Source organism: Paucilactobacillus vaccinostercus DSM 20634 (assembly GCF_001436295.1).
Lineage (GTDB): Bacteria > Bacillota > Bacilli > Lactobacillales > Lactobacillaceae > Paucilactobacillus > Paucilactobacillus vaccinostercus.
In genome coordinates this window covers 332,983-351,078 of sequence record NZ_AYYY01000025.1, presented here as the reverse complement: position 1 = coordinate 351,078, position 18,096 = coordinate 332,983, and the positions used below count along the sequence as shown (strand labels likewise).

Here is an 18,096-nt window from a genome sequence, read left to right as displayed (position 1 = left end):
AATTTTTTCTCAGTCTTTTTTGTCGCTTGAATTAGGAACCAAGCTTAATTCAATTTAACGACGTGCCAACCCGGTTTTAGGCTGAATTGATCGTACTGTCGAACAAATTGGTGATCGTTTCCCGAAATACCGAACAGAATACGAAGTTCCTCGCTGGAATAAACCCGATAGACCTTCGTAATCTTAAGCTGGTTGGTCGCTTGGTTTTGTTTGACCGTGACCGTGGTGGTGGCCGGATTGGTCTTTTTCAATGTTTTAACGAGTGGGTTAGTCTGGTACAGATAAACCCGTTCGTTTTTAGTGCCGAGTTGCCGATACCACAGCTGGTGACCGTGTTGGCTACTGGAGGTGAGGGGATAGGTAATCGTGGTTTTCACTTCCGTTGTCCCAAAGTGGTTGTGATAGTTAAGCACGATCAATCCGATACTACCAAGTGTCAAAATGAGCCCGACCGCGACCCAGCAGTTCTTTTTGAAGCTGGGTTGCATGAAAATCATGGTGGCGGCAAACAGAACCGCACCAATAAAGAGCAAAATAACAATCATTAATCCCACCTTCTTTCGTCTTTTTTCAAGAGGAAGGTGAGCGCAAACCCGACGAAGGCAAAGATGGTCGCAATCGCAAAGGCGTAACGAAAGCCGAGGACGTTAGCATTGAGTGCTAAATGGCGATAGGCGATGGGGGTTGCCTTCGCGATGGCACTGCTAGGAACATGGTTCATGGTGACGTTTGACATGACAGATACCAATACGGCGGTGCCCATGGATGCGAAGACTTGGCGTGCAGTGTTGTTAACAACCGTCCCATCCCCAATGAGAGTTAATGGGAGGGCGTTCATTCCCGTGGTAGTAACGGGCATCATGGTCATTGAGATCCCAAACATCCGGACCATGTAGAGACACACAATGTACAAAATCGGTGTGTTGGATGTGATCGGAATGAATGCGGCCGTCGTGATGGTTAGAAGAAACATCCCTGTAATGGCCATGTTACGGGCACCGAGTCGATCAAAAATCCGGCCCGTGATGGGGTTCATCACCCCGATGACGATGGCACCGGGGAAAAGGGTTAATCCTGAAGCAAGTGGCGATTCGCCACCAACGGTTTGCAGGTACAGGGGTAAGACCAAGGTAAACCCATTCATCGACATGAACGAAACGGCAACCAAAATACACGAAAGGGTGAATGCCGGACTTTTAAAGACGTTGAATTGTAAGAGGGGATTCTTGATTTTGAGGGACCGCTGAATAAAGAGTGCGATCACGACTACCCCCACAACGAGGCTGACGTAGACGATTGGGTCGGACCAGTTGTAAGAACCGACCATCGAGAAACCGAAGAGCATGGTGCCGAAGCCCACAACGGAAAGGAGGACGGAGAACCAATCGATGGGGGCGTCCTTCGTGGGCAATACCTTGCGAAGGGTTATACTTCCCAAGATGATGACGATGATTGAAATCGGCATGATGGATAAAAAGAGCATCCGCCATGAGTAGTGGATTAAAATCCAGCCCGAAAAGGTAGGTCCGATTGCGGGAGCTAGGCCAATAACAAGGCCAGCACTCCCCATTGCGGCCCCGCGTTGGGACGGCGGAAAGATGGAGGTCATGATGGTTTGGTAAACCGGTGAGGCAACTCCGACCCCGACGGCCATAACCAACCGACCGGCTAGGATCGTATAAAAGGTTTGTGCAAAGTAACAGACGACGGTACCGACCAAGAAAATCAACATTGCGCTAAGATACAGTTTACGAGAATCGAAGCGTCGCAAGAAAAAGCCCGTGATGGGAATCGTGATCCCCATCATTAACATAAAGCCGGTCGTTAACCATTGAACGGTATTGGCAGAAATGTTGAAGGACTTCATCAGGGTTGGAAACGCCGTGGTGAGCATAGTGGAAGTCAGAAAAGTACTAAATGTACCGACTAATAACGTAAAAACGAGGGCCAGTCGGTTGTAGGGCTTCCCGTTTTGATCTAATGGTTTTGTTTCAGATGCCATGGATGGCAACTCGATCACCTCGGATAAATATATTTGCGTTCGCACTAAAAAGACACAAATGCTATTGTAGCACGCGAAGTGAGATAAAAAAAGTTTACTGCCTTTTAGCAGTAAACTAATCGTGGTGGTCACCTATAGATTTTCGTCCATTTTGAACGTTAGTTGAGATAATTCCAATCCGTGCATGATCAGGTCTTCAATCAGGCGCTTGGTCCGATCGGCCATTGCTTGAGTCATTGCGTGATTTTGTTGTGTCAGATAGGCAGTTGCTGCAGTGGTATCCATGTCACGGACCGCTTCAATTGCTTGATCAACGAACTGATAATGGAATTGGCGTGCTTCTTTTAAGTAGTCCAAATCTGCCGAAATAAACTGAGCGTGGTGACTTTCCACCAGCATGGAGAGGGTCCGATACATCCAATAGGCACTGTCTAAGCTAATGTCGAGACGCATTGGTGTTTGAGCGTAGCTAGGATCAGTTGCGGTGGCATTGCCGAAGAAGGGCACGTACGGCGCAAATGAGGGCACGCCAAAGCATAACCACATGATCGCACTGGCAGCCTCAGGGGCGTCGTTACGAACTTGCAGGATGTGAGAGTTTTGGGTCCGACTCAGTGAGATTGGGCGGTAACGGTGCTTGTCAGCGTCACTGCCATGGCCGAGGGGATCAAAGTCGGTTTGATTGTAGTGGCTGCCTAAAACCTGTTCAATTGCTTGCAGGGTAATTTTATGATCGGGGATGACGATGAACGGCAGATCAAAGTCTTCGGGATCACCGGCATCGAGCCCGTTCAAAATTTTGTGGGCGTACCATTGCCGCGGTGTATTGTAGTGTTGATCGAATTCGGTGGCAGTACCGAAAATATGGCGGAAGTTCCAGCCATGATCATCGGGATTTAAGTGATGATCGCTGACAAATTCTTGAATGCCATCGGACCACATGAAATTATCGGTGTCGCTAAAGTCCACTTCTTGGATGGCAACCCGGTTGCCGGTCGCCGCGTAGGCGTTGTCTGGAATTCGTTCGGCAACCCAGTGATGACCGGTGACAATTTCCATATACCAGATGTCGTGACGATCACTAAAGATCACGCCGTTGCCTTCGGGCGAACCATATTGCGCGATGATGTCACCTAGACGGCTGACACCTTCCCGCGCGGAATCGATAAAGGGCAGAACCATGGCGACCATGGCATCTTCTGCGAGTCCGTCTGCCACCAGGGGATCAAAAGCCAGTACCCGTTCGTTGGCGTAGACGCTTTCCGTCGCACTCATGCCGACATTTTGTTCGTTAAAGCCATTTTCATCGAAGACGCCTTCGTTGACAACGTCAACGTTAGGAGTGGCTTGGTAGCGGTAGCCATGGGCGGGCGTTTGTGCTTCAAACCCGTTTTTATAGGATTTAACGGTTTTGCTCATGTCAAATCCGGGATAAATGACGAATTTTTGGGGTGTCAGCGGACGGAAAGTGTCATCGTTGCGGGCCGCCATTGTGGAACCATCAATGGTCGCCTGTTTGCCGACGAGGACGGTGGTACAAGCAGATAAGTTTTGCATTAAAAATAGATCCTTTCTGAATTGTGATACTTCATTTTAACGCTTTGAAATGAGAATAGGAATTAATTACTGTTGCGCTAATGTGGTGAGGGTTGCTTTGATTTCAGCAACTGAGGCTTGACCTGGTGCCGAGGCGGCACCAACCGTCCCAAACGTGGCAATACTTCCAAACGTGTCGCCCGCCAACCGGGAGATGCGGCCCAACCGACCCATTGACATCGCAATAATGGGCGGTTCAATTTGATGATCCGCCGCGAGTGTGGCATCCATGAGTGCCATGACGTCTTCGCGGGCATGAGGGGTAACCGCAACTTTAACAATCGAAGGGGCCTTTTTGGCCATTTGGGCGAACAAAAAGATGAGGTTATCTTTCTCGGGCGTTTCGGCGAAGTCGTGATGGCTCAAAATAGTGGTGACGTGGTGGTCGCTGGCCAGTTGATGTAATGCGTCGTAGGTCGCGTCATCTTGTGAAAATTCGATATCGATGGCGTCGACGAGCTTGTGGGTGATCAGAGCAGTGTAGCTTTCCTGATAGTCAGGCCCCTGATAGTCTCGTTGACCACCTTCCGTACTGGTTCGATTGGTGGCGATAATCGGAATCTGACCAGTGATTGTCCGCAGCGTTTTGGCGGTAGCGATTAGTTGCTCCGTATCCGTTAGGTCGGTCAGGTAATCGAGCCGCCATTCGAGCATATCGGCTGCTGAGGCAACGATTTGGTGAGCCTGAGTGAGAACGTCATCGTAAGTACGAGCGACGATGGGGGCGATCACTTTCTGGCCGGCCTGAGGACCAAGTGTTAGCGTGCCAATGGTGATTGTTTTGGGATTAGTAGGCATAGGGTGGGACTCCTTTGGTAAGTTTCTTTGACAGTATCATTAATGGGAGATTGATTCAATAAGAAAAGCGATCGGAATTTCCGATCGCTTTTGACTATCTCGTTAGTGAGACTATTTAGCGTTTTGTTGGGCTTCCAATTTGGTTTCCAATTCCTTAACGATCTGTTCATGTTTGTCTTCAGTCAGACGAACCTTGAATAGATAGATTAATGCGGCAATGAGGATCAAGACCATTGGCCCGTAGAACATGTATGATTTAAAGTTCAATAATTGCAGGGCGCTAATGCTACTTGGTTTAGCGTTACCAATCATCCCAGAGTGAACGGCAGCGATCCCGACAACCCCGTTAGAAACGGCACCGGCGACCTTATCGATCAACGGCCGGACTGAAAGGGTTACGGATTCGTTCCGGTTTCCGTTCTTCAACTGGCCATATTCCACGCTATCTGTGATGGTCATCAAAGCGGCCAAGAAGATCATTGGGTATGGGAAGAAGAAGATTGAAACGGCGATTAGGACGATCAGGATGTTTTGACCGGCAAACAAGAAGAGTGCATAACCAACTAACATCATGATAATGCCGCCGACGTAAATGGCACGACGCTTAATAACGGCGACAACGGCAGGAAACAGTGAAACAGAAATAATACCAAGAATGGCGGTGATAACCCCGACCAGTGAGAATTTACCAGGTTGTCCGAGAACATACTGGAAGTAGTAGGCGAGCAGGTTATTCGTCAACACATAACTCAGGGCGAATAAGAAGTATGACAAAGCCAACCACATTAGTTGATCGTTTTGACCAATCACCTTAAAGACGTCGCGGAAACGAACTTTTTCGGTGTTGTTCCGAATCAGGTTCTTTTGTTCTTTGGTTCCCATGGCGGTCGCCAAGGCCCCTAAGAAGGAAATCAAACCAACGACAATCGCAAATCCTAACCAACCGGTCTTAGTTTTGGTATCACCAGACGTGCCGGAGAAGGTCTGTGAGAAGAAGATGATTAATGGGAAAATAAAGATTGGCACCCCTTGGGCACCCAATGTGGAACCAAAACGACCGATTGTTCCAAACTTAGCCCGGACCTTCGAATCAACACTGAGTGCGGGGAGCATTGACCAGAAGGAAATATCCTTGAATGAATAAAAAATATCCAAAATAACAAATGCAATTCCAAAGAGGACAAGGTAAAGTACCGGGTTGCTGGTGGTCAAACCACCAAAGTCAGTGAAGATAACGGCCAGCATGATTGAACTGACAAGGGCACCAACTAGCAGCCATGGTTTGAATTTACCCCACCGGGTTTCGGTATTATCAACGGCTCCACCGATCAATGGATCAAAGACAATTTCGACCAGTCGGATGACCATCATTAAGGTGGTTACCGAGGCGATCATCTTGGTATTGAAGGCGTGGTTGCTGGTATCGAATAGTTGACTGGTAACAAAAAGCATCAAATAGGTACTTAACGTGGCATAGAAGGTATCATGTCCGAAGGCCCCTAACGCATATGACGTATACTGCTTAGCGTGACTCATAATTTTTCCTCCTCAAATAATGAGACTGTATCAATTAATAGCGGCGTTCAATAATCTTTTGCAAGATCTTATCGCGTTGTGTTTCCTTTGCAATGTCAAAACGAGATTCCTCTAAATCGTTAAAGTTGTCGATCAGCACCAATGATTCCAGATACAGACGTAACTGACGCTTAATGTACTTGACGTCGGCTTCATCGGGTTGCTGGTTGCTGCCTTGCAATACCAATTTGGCGAATTCCGTTGGATCAATTTTGATTTTATCGTTGTTGTTAGCCAAAATAAATCACTCCCTAATAATGATTAGTTCAACGATGTAAACGCTTGCCTTAATGTAAAACACAATGGTTAAAAAGGCAAGGATTTTTTAGTAAAAAACGCTTGTTAAAAACTGAATTAGTTTTTAAAACGCCTATATGAAAGCGCTTTAGACACTAGTAATAATTTACTAAAAAATTCAAGAATGCAAAAAGAATAGTCTTATCATACCGGATTACAGTACATTTGTTAATGCTTTTTAGACTAAATGAAAATAAGTGTCATATTTTTGCGTATTTCAATTTCATTTGATGAAAAAGATGAAAATAGGCTGGTTGAACTTCGTTACTATAATGTAGCTATAAAAAAAACACCCATTCAATTTCACAAGGGTCAATAATTTTTTTGAGATTATGGTTGACAGATAGTTTAATTATTGTTAAAGTGTGTTTAATCAATTTCACAGGAGATTTTAATATGCGAAGTATCAATTTATTACAATTGAATAGCTTTTATTACTATTGGTTTATGAAGTGATGTTTGAGTCTAACTCAGACGCAAACATCACGTTTGCATCTGAGTGACCAATAGTTTTTAAGCATATTAAAAAATATTTGCCACATAGATGTTAAGGATTTTGAACAATAACATTGTGTGGCGTTTTTATTTGGTGATGACCATCTCTCTATAGGTGGACTGAAGCCTCACAGTGTTAGGACACTGTGAGGCTTTTTATTTTACCTGGAGGAGGGCGAATTATCATGAGAGAGAACATTGAGATTAGTGGACAGACAAGGTTATACGGATTATTTGCTCATCCGGCGCACCACAGTTTATCGCCGCTGATGCACAATACGAGCTTCAATAATCGGGAAATTGATGCTCGGTACCTGGCGTTTGATTTACAACCAGCTGATTTGGCACAGGGCGTTGCAGCAATTCGGGCGTTAGACTTGGGCGGCGTTAACTTATCAATGCCCTTCAAGCAAACCATCATTCCGATGCTAGATGAAATTACACCGCGGGCCCAATTATTAGAATCTGTGAATGTGATTAAGAATTCTAATGGTCATCTCATTGGTGACAGTGTCGACGGCGAAGGATTCTTCGCTAACCTGATTGCAGAAGGGGTAACGGTTGCTCAGCAAGCGATGGTGGTTTTGGGAGCCGGCGGTGCTGGTTTATCAATTATTCAGGCCGGCATTGATCATCAGTTGGCTGAAATTACCGTCTTCAAGCGTCGCAACCCACGTTTCGAGCAGGTAGCACAGCAACTCGCAACGATGGCCAAAGGGCGTTCAACGAAGGTGCGCCTTGTCGACTATGATGATGTTGCCCAAATGACAACGGTCGTGGCTCGAAGTACCTTGATTGTCAACGCAACGAACCTGGGGATGGGCGACTACCAAGCCCAAATGCCTGCGCCACCTGGTGTTTTAGCTCAGCTCAACGCACACCATGTTGTGTGCGACGTCATTTATTCGCCACTTGAAACACAGTTCTTATCAGTCGCCAAACAAAAAGGCTGTCAAACATTTAACGGTCTTGGAATGCTGATTTATCAAGGCGCTCTCAGTTTTAAATTTTGGACAGGACAGGATATGCCAGTTCAACTCGTTAGAAAAACCATTCAAACTCAACTCAACCAACAATAGAAAGCAGGAATTCAATATGATTATCATTCTAAACAACAGTAAAGCCGCCCAAATCAAACAATTGCTCAATACCCACTTCGGGGGCAAAACCGATATCTTCACCCACGGCAACCGAATTGCCCTGAACAAGGTGACACCGGATCAATTGACTGACGATGAAAAAGCCGGAATTGCCGACATTATCATGGATCACCCGGGTGCCGTGCAAAGTAGTCGCGCCCTCCATCCAGAAGACACAATTATTAAATTACCTCACACCCAAATTGGTGGCTATGGAAATTTTGTGATGATGGCCGGTCCATGTTCTGTTGAATCAGAGGCCCATGTGAGTGCAATGGCTAAGGTAGCTAAGGACGGCGGGGCAACGGTTCTGCGTGGGGGGGCCTTCAAACCAAGAACCTCACCATACTCATTCCAAGGTTTGGGTGTTGCCGGGTTGAAGTACCTGCGTGAAGCAGCTGACAAGCAAAATATGGATATGATCACCGAAGTTATGGACGAAGAACATTTGGAAGTTGTTTGCCAGTACGCCGACATGATCCAAATTGGTGCTCGAAACATGCAAAACTTCTCCCTATTGAAGGCAGTCGGTAAAACGCGGAAGCCCGTTTTACTGAAGCGCGGAATGTCCGCAACGATTGATGATCTGCTCAATGCGGCAGAATACATTGCCGCTGGCGGTAATACCCAAATCGCGTTGTCAGAACGGGGAGTACGGACATTTGATGACAAATACACGCGTAACACGTTCGATGTCAGCGCAGTACCCGTTTTGAAGAAGCTGACCCACTACCCAATCATTGCCGATCCAAGCCATGCTGAAGGTCACTGGGATTTGGTGACTCCGATGGCTCTGGCTGCGACAGCTAGTGGTTCGGATGGCATTGTGGTGGAAATTCATGACAACCCAGAAAAAGCCCTTTCGGATGGGCCACAGGCCTTGAAGCCGAAGACTTACAAGAAGATGACGAGTGAAGTTTTCGCACTTCACGATATGCTCAATTCATTCAACCAACAAGAAGGTGCAGTTGTAAATGGCTAAGGTCGAAGTTCAGTTACCACAAACTCAATACACGGTGTTGATCGAACCCGGGTTGCTCAATCAGATTGGCGATTTAATTGCTAAGCAGTGGTCGGGACGGAAAGTCGCGTTGATTACCGATTCCAACGTTGGCCCGTTGTACCAGACACAAGTGAGCGATCAATTGACGGCCGCCGGCTTTACGGTTTGCGACTATGTTGTCCCGGCTGGTGAGGCGTCTAAGTCTTGGCCAGTCATTGCGGATTTAGCCGCTAAGATGGCAGCCGACCACTTCACCCGTAGCGATGGTGTGATTGCCCTTGGTGGCGGGGTTGTTGGGGATCTAGCCGGTTTTACGGCATCGATTTACATGCGGGGAATCTCGTTTATCCAAATTCCCACGTCATTGTTGGCGCAGGTCGATAGTTCCGTCGGTGGGAAGACGGCCATTGATTTGGGAGATGCCAAAAATATCATTGGGACATTTTACCAACCCGATGCGGTCTATATCGATCCCAATACGCTAGACACGATGACTGACCGCTATGTGGCGGAGGGTTACGGTGAGATTGTGAAAACGGCGGCACTGGATTCTGCTGATTTTTGGCACCTGATTGAACAGATTAATTCGGTGGCCGATATTCGCGCCCACGCAACCGAACTAAGTCGACGCAGCGTGTCTTACAAGGCACGCATTGTGATGGCCGATGAAAAGGAGACTGGTCAACGCCAGTTACTTAATTTTGGTCATACGATGGGGCATGCGATTGAACTATTGGCCCATGGTGGCCTAGCCCACGGGGAAGCTGTCAGTGTGGGAATGGTCCACATTATGCGGGTTTTTGAACAATTACAATTAACTAAGCCAGGAATCACTGCTGCAATCGAAGAGCGACTCAAGGCGGTCGGTTTGCCGACAGAATCCGCGTTACTCGGAACTCCAGAGTTCTATGAAAAAATAAAAAATGATAAAAAGAATAAAAATGGTACACTAAACTTGGTTTATGTCGAAGACTACGGAACCCCGCATATTTACGGAATTCCGACTGATGAAGTCAAGGCATTTTTCAAGGAATAGTTAATGAAGGAACAGTAGGAAAGGTAGGCATGATCACGTATGCGCTATGCAACAGCAGGAGAGTCACACGGACCAGAATTAACCGCCATTATTGAAGGCATTCCAGCCGGATTGAAGGTTTCGGCCGATCAGATCAATGACGATTTAAAACGGCGGCAGCAAGGATATGGACGGGGAAACCGGATGAAAATTGAAACGGACCAGGTCAAGATTTTATCTGGGGTCCGGCATCAAGAATCGTTGGGGTCACCAATCACACTGAACGTGACGAACCGTGATCACGCACACTGGGGTGAAGTGATGTCACCAACCGCACCAGCCACACCAGAAAATAGTGTCCGCCAAGTAACCCGGCCCCGGCCAGGGCATGCCGACCTAGTTGGTGGAATGAAGTATCGCCACAAGGATTTACGGAACGTGTTAGAACGGTCGAGTGCTCGCGAAACGACGATGAGGGTGGCGGTTGGGAGTTTATGTAAACAATTGCTGGCTGAAATTGGGGTCGAGGTGCTCGGGTTCGTGAAAGAGATCGGTGGCGTTCAAGCCGATAATGCCAAGATGAGCCAATACGAGAATCTTACACAACTTAAAAAGGCCACGGATGAGAGTCCCACGCGCACGTTTGACGCCGAGGCGGATGAGAAGATGCGGGAGCTAATCGATAAGACCAAGCGTGATGGGGACACCCTTGGCGGCATCGTGGAAGTGATTGCAACGGGGATGCCGGCTGGCTTAGGGAGCTATGTTGGTGCCGACACTAAATTGGATGCTAAATTAGCGGCCGCAATCGTGGGCATTAACGCCTTCAAAGGGGTGGAATTCGGTGATGGATTTGAATTTGCCCACCATCCGGGGAGCGAAGGTATGGATGAAATTTTCTGGAATGAGGATCAAGGCTTTTTCCGTCAGACCAACCACTTAGGTGGATTTGAAGGTGGGATGACAAACGGCCAACCGATCGTAGTGAAGGCCGTCATGAAGCCAATTCCAACGCTTTACAAACCATTGATGAGTGTCGATGTGAAAACGAAGGAAGCCTATAAGGCAAACGTGGAACGTTCTGATACTACCGCTGTAACGGCCGCTGCCGTGGTTGCGGAAGCGATGGTCGCGATTCAACTGGCAACCGCCTTACTAGACAAGTTTGACACGGATTCAATTGACCGGTTGAAAGAACAAGTAGCAACCTATAATGAAGAATTAAAACGGTACTAAGCAGGCCGTGATTTAAAAGTGATGGCAGATTACGAGCAAGGGGATATCAAGATGACAACAGTTGAACTACCGAAAAGCGAAAATGGCCTTCATGGCACACTCACCGTTCCGGGTGATAAGAGTATTTCACACCGCAGCATTATGTTAGGCGCAATTAGTCACGGGACAACGGTGGTGAACCACTTTTTGCTGTCGGATGATTGCCTCCATACGATCGGGGCGTTTAGGGAATTAGGGGTTGCGATCGCGGTTGATGGTGATCAAGTTACAATTGAAGGTAAGGGGGGCTTTAACCACTTTACTAAGCCTACCAAACCGCTTGATATGGGCAACTCTGGCACCTCAACGCGGCTTTTACTAGGCTTCTTGAGCCACCAGCCATTTGATATTGACCTGTTTGGGGATGCGTCACTTAGCAAGCGGCCCCTTGATCGGGTGATCAAGCCGTTGGCTAAAATGGGAGTGCATGTGACCGCTACGGATGATAATTTTTTGCCGGTGACTCTGCATGCCAATCCGCGACTTCGGGGCCTTGATTACCAATTACCGGTAGCGAGTGCCCAAGTAAAAAGCGCCCTGATTTGGGCGGGCTTGCAGGCGGAACAACCGAGTCATTTGACTGAAAAGTTGATCACCCGGGACCATACTGAAAAAATGATTGCCCAGTTTGGGGGTCATTTGGAACAAGACGGTCTGGAAATTACAGTGACGCCACAGGATCACTTTGAGGCGCAACAGATTACGGTACCAGGTGATATTTCATCTGCCGCCTTTTTCTTGGTGGCGGCCGCGTGCGTACCTGGCAGTCAGATTACCCTCAAGCAAGTGGGACTTAATCAGACGCGGGATGGGATCTTAAAGGCGCTGGATCAGATGAACGCCCATTACACGATTACGAACCGCTCGACAGATAGTGAACCGGCTGGTGATATTACGATTGGATACCAAGCATTGACGGCGCTGAAGCTGGGTGCAAAAGACATTCCAGCGGTCGTCGATGAAGTGCCACTCATTGTATTGGCAGCCACACAGGCCCGGGGGACGACGGTCATTACCGGCGCCGAAGAATTACGGGTAAAGGAAACGGATCGGATTGCGACTGTTACCGAGGAACTGACGAAAATGGGTGCGAAGATTACGCCACAACCTGATGGATTCATTATTGAAGGTGGCACGAAATTGCATACCGCGACGACGCCGTTAGATTCCCATGGTGATCATCGAATCGGGATGATGCTGGCGGTTGCGAACCTGATTGCGGGTGGAAACAGCGTTTTAAACAACGCGGATTCAATCAGTGTTTCATACCCTGAATTTTTTAACGATCTCGACCAATTGCGATAAAGAAGAGGTAGCGGCATGCAAATTGTAGTAAACGGGTTAGGTGAAATGGGTGCGTCATTAGCACTCGCCATTAAAAATGCGAATACCAATGTGGAGATTATCGGTGTTGACCGTAATCAGGCGGCGCTGGATCAAGCAGCGGCAATGGGGCTGACTACTCAGACGACGACTGACTTAATGACGGTCGCGGCTCAAGCCGATGTGATCATTTTAGCGACCCCCATTCGAGCCATTATCGCAACCCTGCGTGATTTAGCGCAGGTTCCCCTCAAAGAAGGGGTGCTGGTAACCGATACCGGAAGCACCAAGGTCCAGGTGATGGCGGCTGCTCAAGGTTTAATTAAGCGGCAGATTGCCTTTGTTGGGGGCCACGCGATGGCGGGCACCCAGAAGGCGGGCATCCATGCACTGGACGCCCACCTCTATGATGGGGCCCCCTACTTTTTGGTTGGTGACGATGTAGCAGCCCAACGGCGGTTGCGGACGTTATTAGCTGGGGTGGGGGTTCAATTAATCCCGATGCCGGCCGAGCAGCATGATCAGATGATGGCTTACCTGAGCGACCTACCACATGTCGTTTCTGCCGCACTGGTGAACAGTACACGTCAAACTGCGGCCCAGTATCCTGAGCTACCCCGTTATGCGGCGGGCGGATTTAAGGATACGACCCGGATTGGCGGCGCTGATCCGCAAATGTGGACGGATATTTTAACGACGAATCGGGCTGCGACGTTGGCCGCACTGCATAGCTATCAGGATAGTTTAGCGCAACTCGTGACGGCACTGGAACAAGATGATCCCCAGCAGATCTACGACTTTTTTGCGGCTTCAAGGCAACTGCGGCAAAAGTTTGAGGAGGAAATGGGATGACCGATAAAGTAGTACTAATTGGGTTTATGGGCGCCGGCAAAACAACTGTGGGTGCCAGAATGGCTGCCCAGTTGGATACATATCAGCATGATTTAGACCAGATTATCGAACAGCACCTGGGCGAATCGATTCAGAATTTTTTTGCTCGAGAAGGCGAAGCGGCTTTTCGGACGTTAGAGGCGCAGGTCTTGGACCGGCAGCTGGCAGAAATCGGCGTCTTATCGACTGGGGGCGGGGTGGTGATGACCCCGACAAGTCGGCAACTGTTGCAACGCACAGCGACGCCGGTGGTTTACTTACGAACACAGCCGGAAGAATTGTTACGCCGACTGCAAGGTGATTCGCAGCGCCCGCTACTCAAGCAGATGGATCGGGAGGGTTTCATGGCACTGTGGCGGTACAGAGAACCGCTGTACCAGGCCGCAGCGGATGTTGTGGTCGATACAGACGGCCTGACGATTGATCAGATTGTGACACTAATTTCAAAACGATTGGAGCAAAACTAAACTGATGGATGAACTGCGCAAACAAATTGATGAATATGATAATCAGATTATGACCGCCCTTGATAAACGCTATGACGTGGTTAAACAGGTGGCGAAATATAAAGAGGCTCATGGATTACCTGTGCTGCAGTTTGATCGGATGACGCAGTTGGTCGATCGATTGACGGAGACGTATGGCAGTGAAAACCTATCGAGCGATTTTATCGCGCAATTATACGATCTGATCATGCACCACGCCATCGAACTCGAAAATGAGACAATTGATGATTAAAACACGAATAATGTGAGTATTATTAATCTTTTTAATATAAATCTCATTTTTAGTGTTGACATTCACATTTTAGGGGAGTAAATTAATACCAATCAAATAAATCAAAACAAGCAATGACAAGGAAAAGTAGAAGATATGAGTGTTGATACAGAGAACTTCGTTTGCTGAGAGAAGCCGCACTGATTGATTTCGAAAGTAGCCTTTGAGCTATCCGCTGAAAATAAGTAGGTTGGATTGGGAGTGCCCATTAATGCACCGACACATTAGACTTTATCAGGATGAGCGGCGTCCAGCGCGACAGCTCGTTTGATCTCAGTGATTTTTGGCTGTGATGATTCTGCTCTTAAAGCGCTAGTGTGTGATAGAGGCAGCTACGGCAACGGGGCTGTAAACTAAGGGTGGTAACACGCAGAAGCGTCCTTAAGATCTTTTAATAGGTCTTTTGGGCGCTTTTTTGTGTCCGCAGGTGGGCCACGCCGTTTGATGCAATTATGATAATGAAAGGGTGAGGGTGTATGGAAATGACAATGACGATTGAACATATGATATGTCAACATTGTGGTGCAGAAGTTCCGTTTGGTAAATATTGTAGTGAGTGTGGCACCAAGGTGTTAAGTCACCAGGGATCAGAACAATATCAAACCACATTTTGCGTTAACTGCGGTGCCATGACACCCGATGCCAAATATTGCTCACGGTGTGGTTATGAGAAAGATTACCAGCATTTTTAAGAATCTTAACCTACAAAATAAAAAAACTTTATTTTCAAAAAAGTAGTTGACATTACGCAAAATTATAGTAAGTTAATACATATAGATTTTAATCAAATTCTAATTTGATTCTAATCATTGAAAGGAGGTGAATAAATGCAAACGAAACAGTCAAGTAAGACACAACTTAGTGGTGCAGAGTTGTTAATCAATTCTTTATCAAAACAGCAGGTCAGCCTCATCTTTGGTTATCCTGGTGGAACGATTCTCCCTCAATATGATGCGATGTATCGCAAGCACTTCAAAAATATTTTGGTGAGACACGAACAAGCAGCCGCACACGCCGCTGAAGGGTTTGCCAAATCAACTGGCAAAACCGGCGTGGTCCTTGTGACAAGTGGTCCGGGTGCGACAAACGCAATTACCGGCATCACGGATGCGATGCGTGATTCAGTTCCAATGGTTGTCTTCACTGGTCAGGTGGGCACCAAGCTGATCGGAACGGATGCGTTCCAAGAAGCCGATGTGCTCAGCCTCACCAAATCAATTACCAAACGTAACTACCAGATTCGTTCAGTCGATGAAATTGAATCAACTGTCGCAGATGCGTTTGAAACTGCCAACTCTGGTCGTCGCGGCCCCGTGGTCGTCGATCTACCGAAAAATGTGATGTCAGAAAAAATTGAAATTGATGAGACCAAGCCAGTGACCAACCAACCAGCAACTCCTCAGATGAGTGCTGAAAGTGCTGATAACCTACATGCGATCATTCAAGCATTGAAGCACGCAAGTAAGCCATTGATGATTGCGGGAGGCGGCGTTGTCGCAGCACAAGCAAGTCCAGAATTCATAGAATTTGCGCATCAACATCAGATTCCGGTAGTCAGTTCACTACTTGGATTAGGGGTACTCCCTAACGCGGATCCGTTGTTCATGGGAATGGCCGGCATGCACGGCTCCTACGCAGCTAACATGGCATTACATAAGTGTGATTTATTGATTAATATCGGATGTCGGTTTGAAGATCGGCTAGCAACAAACACGAAACGATTTGCACCAAACGCCGAAGTGGCTCATATCGATATCGATCCCAAAGAAATTGGTAAGATTATTGAGACCAAGTATCAGGTGGTGGCTGATGCAAAGGATGCGCTTGATCAGATGCTGACTTACGACACCACGGCAGACACGCATGCCGAATGGGTGACCGAAAATCAACAACGCAAAGCACAACATCCTTATCACTATCGGAAGCAAGACGGTGCAATCAAACCGCAACAGTTAATCGAAAAAGTTGGTGCATTGACTGAAGGTAAGGCGTACGTGGTGACCGACGTTGGGCAACATCAAATGTGGGCAGCGCAGTTCTATCCGTATTCGTTCCCACGACAACTCGTGACAAGCGGGGGACTTGGAACAATGGGATTTGGCTTGCCAGCCGCGATTGGGACCCAATTCGCGCATCCGGATCAACCGATCATTTTGTTTACTGGTGATGGCAGTTTACAAATGACGAGCGAAGAAATGGATGTCTTGAGTGCCTATCACTTGAACGTAAAAGTGATCTTGTTAAACAACGGGACTCTAGGAATGGTGCGCCAATGGCAAGACCTGTTCTATGATGAACGACGGTCGCAAACTGTCTTCCATGAACAGCCGGATTTCCAGAAGCTAGCACAAGCCTACGGACTTGAAAACTACCTTCTTGATCCTCATGGAAATTGGGAGCAGCAATTACAACAAGCCTTATCTTCAGAACACTCAGCTTTGATCGAAGTTCCAATTCCGAAGTTAGAGGCCGTTGAACCAATGATTACCCCTGGGCAATCAAACGACCATATGATCGGTGTGGATTAGAGTGTTTCTGCGGTAGTTGCACAGGCAAGGTTTTAACGAACAAACTCAATTAGAATTAGACAAACAATTATAAATGGATATATAAATTGGAGGAAAATACATATGTCAGCTGATATGCTATATGAAAAAGACGTTACTACAAACTACTTGGACGGCAAGAAAATTGCCTTTATCGGATACGGTGCTCAGGGTCATGCCCAAGCAAACAACTTACGTGATTCAGGCTTCGATGTCATCATCGGTGCCCGTCCAGGTAAGTCATGGGATGCTGCTAAGAAGGATGGCTTCGATGTCTTCACCGTTGCCGAAGCTGCTAAGCAAGCTGACTGGATTCAAGTATTAACAACTGACGAAAACATGGGTGACATTTACCGTGAATCAATCGCCGATGGCCTTGAAGAAGGAAACATCTTAGGATTCTCACACGGCTTCAATATTTACTACGGCGAAATCAAGCCACCAAAGAACGTTGACGTTGTCATCATGGCCCCTAAAGGTCCAGGTAACCTTTGCCGTCGGACATACAAAGAAGGCTTCGGGGTTCCCGCATTATACGGTTACTGGCAAGACTTCTCAGGTCATGCTGAAGACCTTTCAAAAGAATTTGCCAAGGGTAACGGGGCAGCTCGTGCCGGCTTACTGAAAACAACATTCAAAGAAGAAACTGATGAAGATCTCTTCGGTGAACAAAACGTCCTCATGGGTGGTGTAACTGCCCTGATCGAAACTGGGTTTGAAGTTTTGACTGAAGACGGCTACTCACCACAATTAGCCTACTTTGAAGTACAACACGAAATGAAATTGATCTGTGACTTGATCTATGAGGGTGGTTTCAACAAGATGTATGCTGACTGCTCAAACACTTCAGAATACGGTTCATACGTCATCGGACCTCGTGTCATCGGACCAGAATCAAAGGCTGCTATGAAGCAAGCTTTGAAGGAAATCCAAGACGGGACCTTTGCGAAGAACTTCATGGACGACTTCCGTGCAGGCTTCCCAGACCTTAAGAAGATGCGCGAACGTTCAGCTAATTCACAACTTTCACAAGTTGGTGCAGAATTGCGTTCGAAGATGCCATTCGTTAACGATGCTGACAAGTACAGCACACCAGAAGACTAGGCACACGATTCCAATCAGTCTTTGACGGGCGGACTCAAACTGCCGGTCATCCTCTAAAGTAATGTAAACCCAATAAAAAGGGGCCGCAGTCACAATCGTGGCGGGCTCTTTTTTTACATATTAACGAATGTATTAAGGCTGAAACATAAAAATTAAGCTAACGATTTCGATCAATTTCGATGTCAGAAAGCAATGTCGATATTTTTTAACCGTGAGTGAATGCGCGACGACGCGGACGTAACCATGTCGTTTGACGCCTT

The 18,096-nt window shown here is 47.3% G+C and carries 17 protein-coding genes; 11 read left to right on the top strand and 6 right to left on the bottom strand.

What is annotated here, in order from left to right:
- Positions 1-44: 44 nt before the first annotated feature.
- The 6 genes from FC26_RS06885 to FC26_RS06860 all read right to left on the bottom strand — a co-directional run bounded on the left by FC26_RS06885 (position 45) and on the right by FC26_RS06860 (position 6,209).
- The gene (locus FC26_RS06885) at positions 45-545 is read right to left on the bottom strand and encodes a DUF4811 domain-containing protein (protein ID WP_057779058.1); all 501 of its coding nucleotides are present in this window, start codon (positions 543-545) and stop codon (positions 45-47) included.
- The gene (locus tag FC26_RS06880; RefSeq protein WP_057779057.1) at positions 545-2,002 is read right to left on the bottom strand and encodes an MDR family MFS transporter; all 1,458 of its coding nucleotides are present in this window, start codon (positions 2,000-2,002) and stop codon (positions 545-547) included. The genes FC26_RS06885 and FC26_RS06880 overlap by 1 nt, the downstream gene beginning before the upstream one ends.
- Before the next feature lie 132 nt (positions 2,003-2,134).
- Positions 2,135-3,559: a C69 family dipeptidase gene (locus FC26_RS06875; protein ID WP_057779055.1), complete on the bottom strand. Its 1,425-nt coding sequence runs from the start codon at positions 3,557-3,559 to the stop codon at positions 2,135-2,137.
- A gap of 66 nt (positions 3,560-3,625) precedes the next feature.
- Positions 3,626-4,396, bottom strand: a complete 771-nt coding sequence (aroD, locus tag FC26_RS06870) for a type I 3-dehydroquinate dehydratase (protein WP_057779052.1) — start codon at positions 4,394-4,396, stop codon at positions 3,626-3,628.
- Positions 4,397-4,507: 111 nt separating this feature from the next.
- On the bottom strand, positions 4,508-5,932 hold the full coding sequence (locus tag FC26_RS06865) for a glycoside-pentoside-hexuronide (GPH):cation symporter (RefSeq protein WP_057779050.1): 1,425 nt from the start codon (positions 5,930-5,932) through the stop codon (positions 4,508-4,510).
- Between the two features lie 34 nt (positions 5,933-5,966).
- Complete coding sequence (locus FC26_RS06860; protein WP_057779048.1) at positions 5,967-6,209, bottom strand: hypothetical protein; 243 nt, start codon at positions 6,207-6,209, stop codon at positions 5,967-5,969.
- A 739-nt stretch (positions 6,210-6,948) separates the two neighbouring features.
- Between FC26_RS06860 and aroE the strand changes: the two genes are divergently transcribed.
- From aroE to ilvC, 11 genes are all read left to right on the top strand, one after another.
- On the top strand, positions 6,949-7,842 hold the full coding sequence (gene aroE, locus FC26_RS06855; RefSeq protein WP_057779047.1) for a shikimate dehydrogenase: 894 nt from the start codon (positions 6,949-6,951) through the stop codon (positions 7,840-7,842).
- Between the two features lie 16 nt (positions 7,843-7,858).
- Positions 7,859-8,884: a 3-deoxy-7-phosphoheptulonate synthase gene (gene aroF / locus FC26_RS06850; protein ID WP_057779045.1), complete on the top strand. Its 1,026-nt coding sequence runs from the start codon at positions 7,859-7,861 to the stop codon at positions 8,882-8,884.
- On the top strand, positions 8,877-9,941 hold the full coding sequence (aroB, locus tag FC26_RS06845) for a 3-dehydroquinate synthase (RefSeq protein ID WP_057779043.1): 1,065 nt from the start codon (positions 8,877-8,879) through the stop codon (positions 9,939-9,941). Before aroF ends, aroB begins: the two co-directional genes overlap by 8 nt.
- Before the next feature lie 39 nt (positions 9,942-9,980).
- Positions 9,981-11,156, top strand: coding sequence for a chorismate synthase (gene aroC, locus FC26_RS06840; protein ID WP_057779041.1), 1,176 nt, complete (start codon positions 9,981-9,983; stop codon positions 11,154-11,156).
- A 51-nt stretch (positions 11,157-11,207) separates the two neighbouring features.
- Complete coding sequence (gene aroA / locus FC26_RS06835) at positions 11,208-12,500, top strand: 3-phosphoshikimate 1-carboxyvinyltransferase (protein WP_057779039.1); 1,293 nt, start codon at positions 11,208-11,210, stop codon at positions 12,498-12,500.
- Between the two features lie 15 nt (positions 12,501-12,515).
- Positions 12,516-13,370 (top strand): prephenate dehydrogenase, encoded by an 855-nt coding sequence (locus FC26_RS06830; protein ID WP_057779037.1) that lies wholly within the window; start codon positions 12,516-12,518, stop codon positions 13,368-13,370.
- A complete protein-coding gene (locus FC26_RS06825) occupies positions 13,367-13,876 on the top strand; it encodes a shikimate kinase (RefSeq protein ID WP_057779035.1) in 510 nt (169 codons plus the stop codon). Before FC26_RS06830 ends, FC26_RS06825 begins: the two co-directional genes overlap by 4 nt.
- Before the next feature lie 4 nt (positions 13,877-13,880).
- On the top strand, positions 13,881-14,147 hold the full coding sequence (locus tag FC26_RS06820; protein ID WP_057779034.1) for a chorismate mutase: 267 nt from the start codon (positions 13,881-13,883) through the stop codon (positions 14,145-14,147).
- 515 nt (positions 14,148-14,662) lie between these two features.
- Positions 14,663-14,878 (top strand): double zinc ribbon domain-containing protein, encoded by a 216-nt coding sequence (locus FC26_RS13200; RefSeq protein ID WP_157061087.1) that lies wholly within the window; start codon positions 14,663-14,665, stop codon positions 14,876-14,878.
- A 135-nt stretch (positions 14,879-15,013) separates the two neighbouring features.
- Entirely contained in the window at positions 15,014-16,714 is a 1,701-nt protein-coding gene (gene ilvB, locus FC26_RS06815; protein ID WP_057779032.1) for a biosynthetic-type acetolactate synthase large subunit, read from the top strand.
- A 102-nt stretch (positions 16,715-16,816) separates the two neighbouring features.
- A complete protein-coding gene (gene ilvC, locus FC26_RS06810; RefSeq protein WP_057779030.1) occupies positions 16,817-17,836 on the top strand; it encodes a ketol-acid reductoisomerase in 1,020 nt (339 codons plus the stop codon).
- Positions 17,837-18,096: the final 260 nt, after the last annotated feature.

Coding starts and splice junctions, on each gene's coding strand:
- FC26_RS06875 (WP_057779055.1), bottom strand. CDS start 3,559: ATGCAAAACTTATCTGCTTGTACCACCGTCCTCGTCGGCAAACAGGCG.
- ilvB (WP_057779032.1), top strand. CDS start 15,014: ATGCAAACGAAACAGTCAAGTAAGACACAACTTAGTGGTGCAGAGTTG.
- ilvC (WP_057779030.1), top strand. CDS start 16,817: ATGTCAGCTGATATGCTATATGAAAAAGACGTTACTACAAACTACTTG.
- aroC (WP_057779041.1), top strand. CDS start 9,981: ATGCGCTATGCAACAGCAGGAGAGTCACACGGACCAGAATTAACCGCC.
- FC26_RS06820 (WP_057779034.1), top strand. CDS start 13,881: ATGGATGAACTGCGCAAACAAATTGATGAATATGATAATCAGATTATG.
- FC26_RS06885 (WP_057779058.1), bottom strand. CDS start 545: ATGATTGTTATTTTGCTCTTTATTGGTGCGGTTCTGTTTGCCGCCACC.
- FC26_RS06830 (WP_057779037.1), top strand. CDS start 12,516: ATGCAAATTGTAGTAAACGGGTTAGGTGAAATGGGTGCGTCATTAGCA.
- aroE (WP_057779047.1), top strand. CDS start 6,949: ATGAGAGAGAACATTGAGATTAGTGGACAGACAAGGTTATACGGATTA.
- aroD (WP_057779052.1), bottom strand. CDS start 4,396: ATGCCTACTAATCCCAAAACAATCACCATTGGCACGCTAACACTTGGT.
- aroF (WP_057779045.1), top strand. CDS start 7,859: ATGATTATCATTCTAAACAACAGTAAAGCCGCCCAAATCAAACAATTG.
- aroB (WP_057779043.1), top strand. CDS start 8,877: ATGGCTAAGGTCGAAGTTCAGTTACCACAAACTCAATACACGGTGTTG.
- aroA (WP_057779039.1), top strand. CDS start 11,208: ATGACAACAGTTGAACTACCGAAAAGCGAAAATGGCCTTCATGGCACA.
- FC26_RS06880 (WP_057779057.1), bottom strand. CDS start 2,002: ATGGCATCTGAAACAAAACCATTAGATCAAAACGGGAAGCCCTACAAC.
- FC26_RS06825 (WP_057779035.1), top strand. CDS start 13,367: ATGACCGATAAAGTAGTACTAATTGGGTTTATGGGCGCCGGCAAAACA.
- FC26_RS06865 (WP_057779050.1), bottom strand. CDS start 5,932: ATGAGTCACGCTAAGCAGTATACGTCATATGCGTTAGGGGCCTTCGGA.
- FC26_RS13200 (WP_157061087.1), top strand. CDS start 14,663: ATGGAAATGACAATGACGATTGAACATATGATATGTCAACATTGTGGT.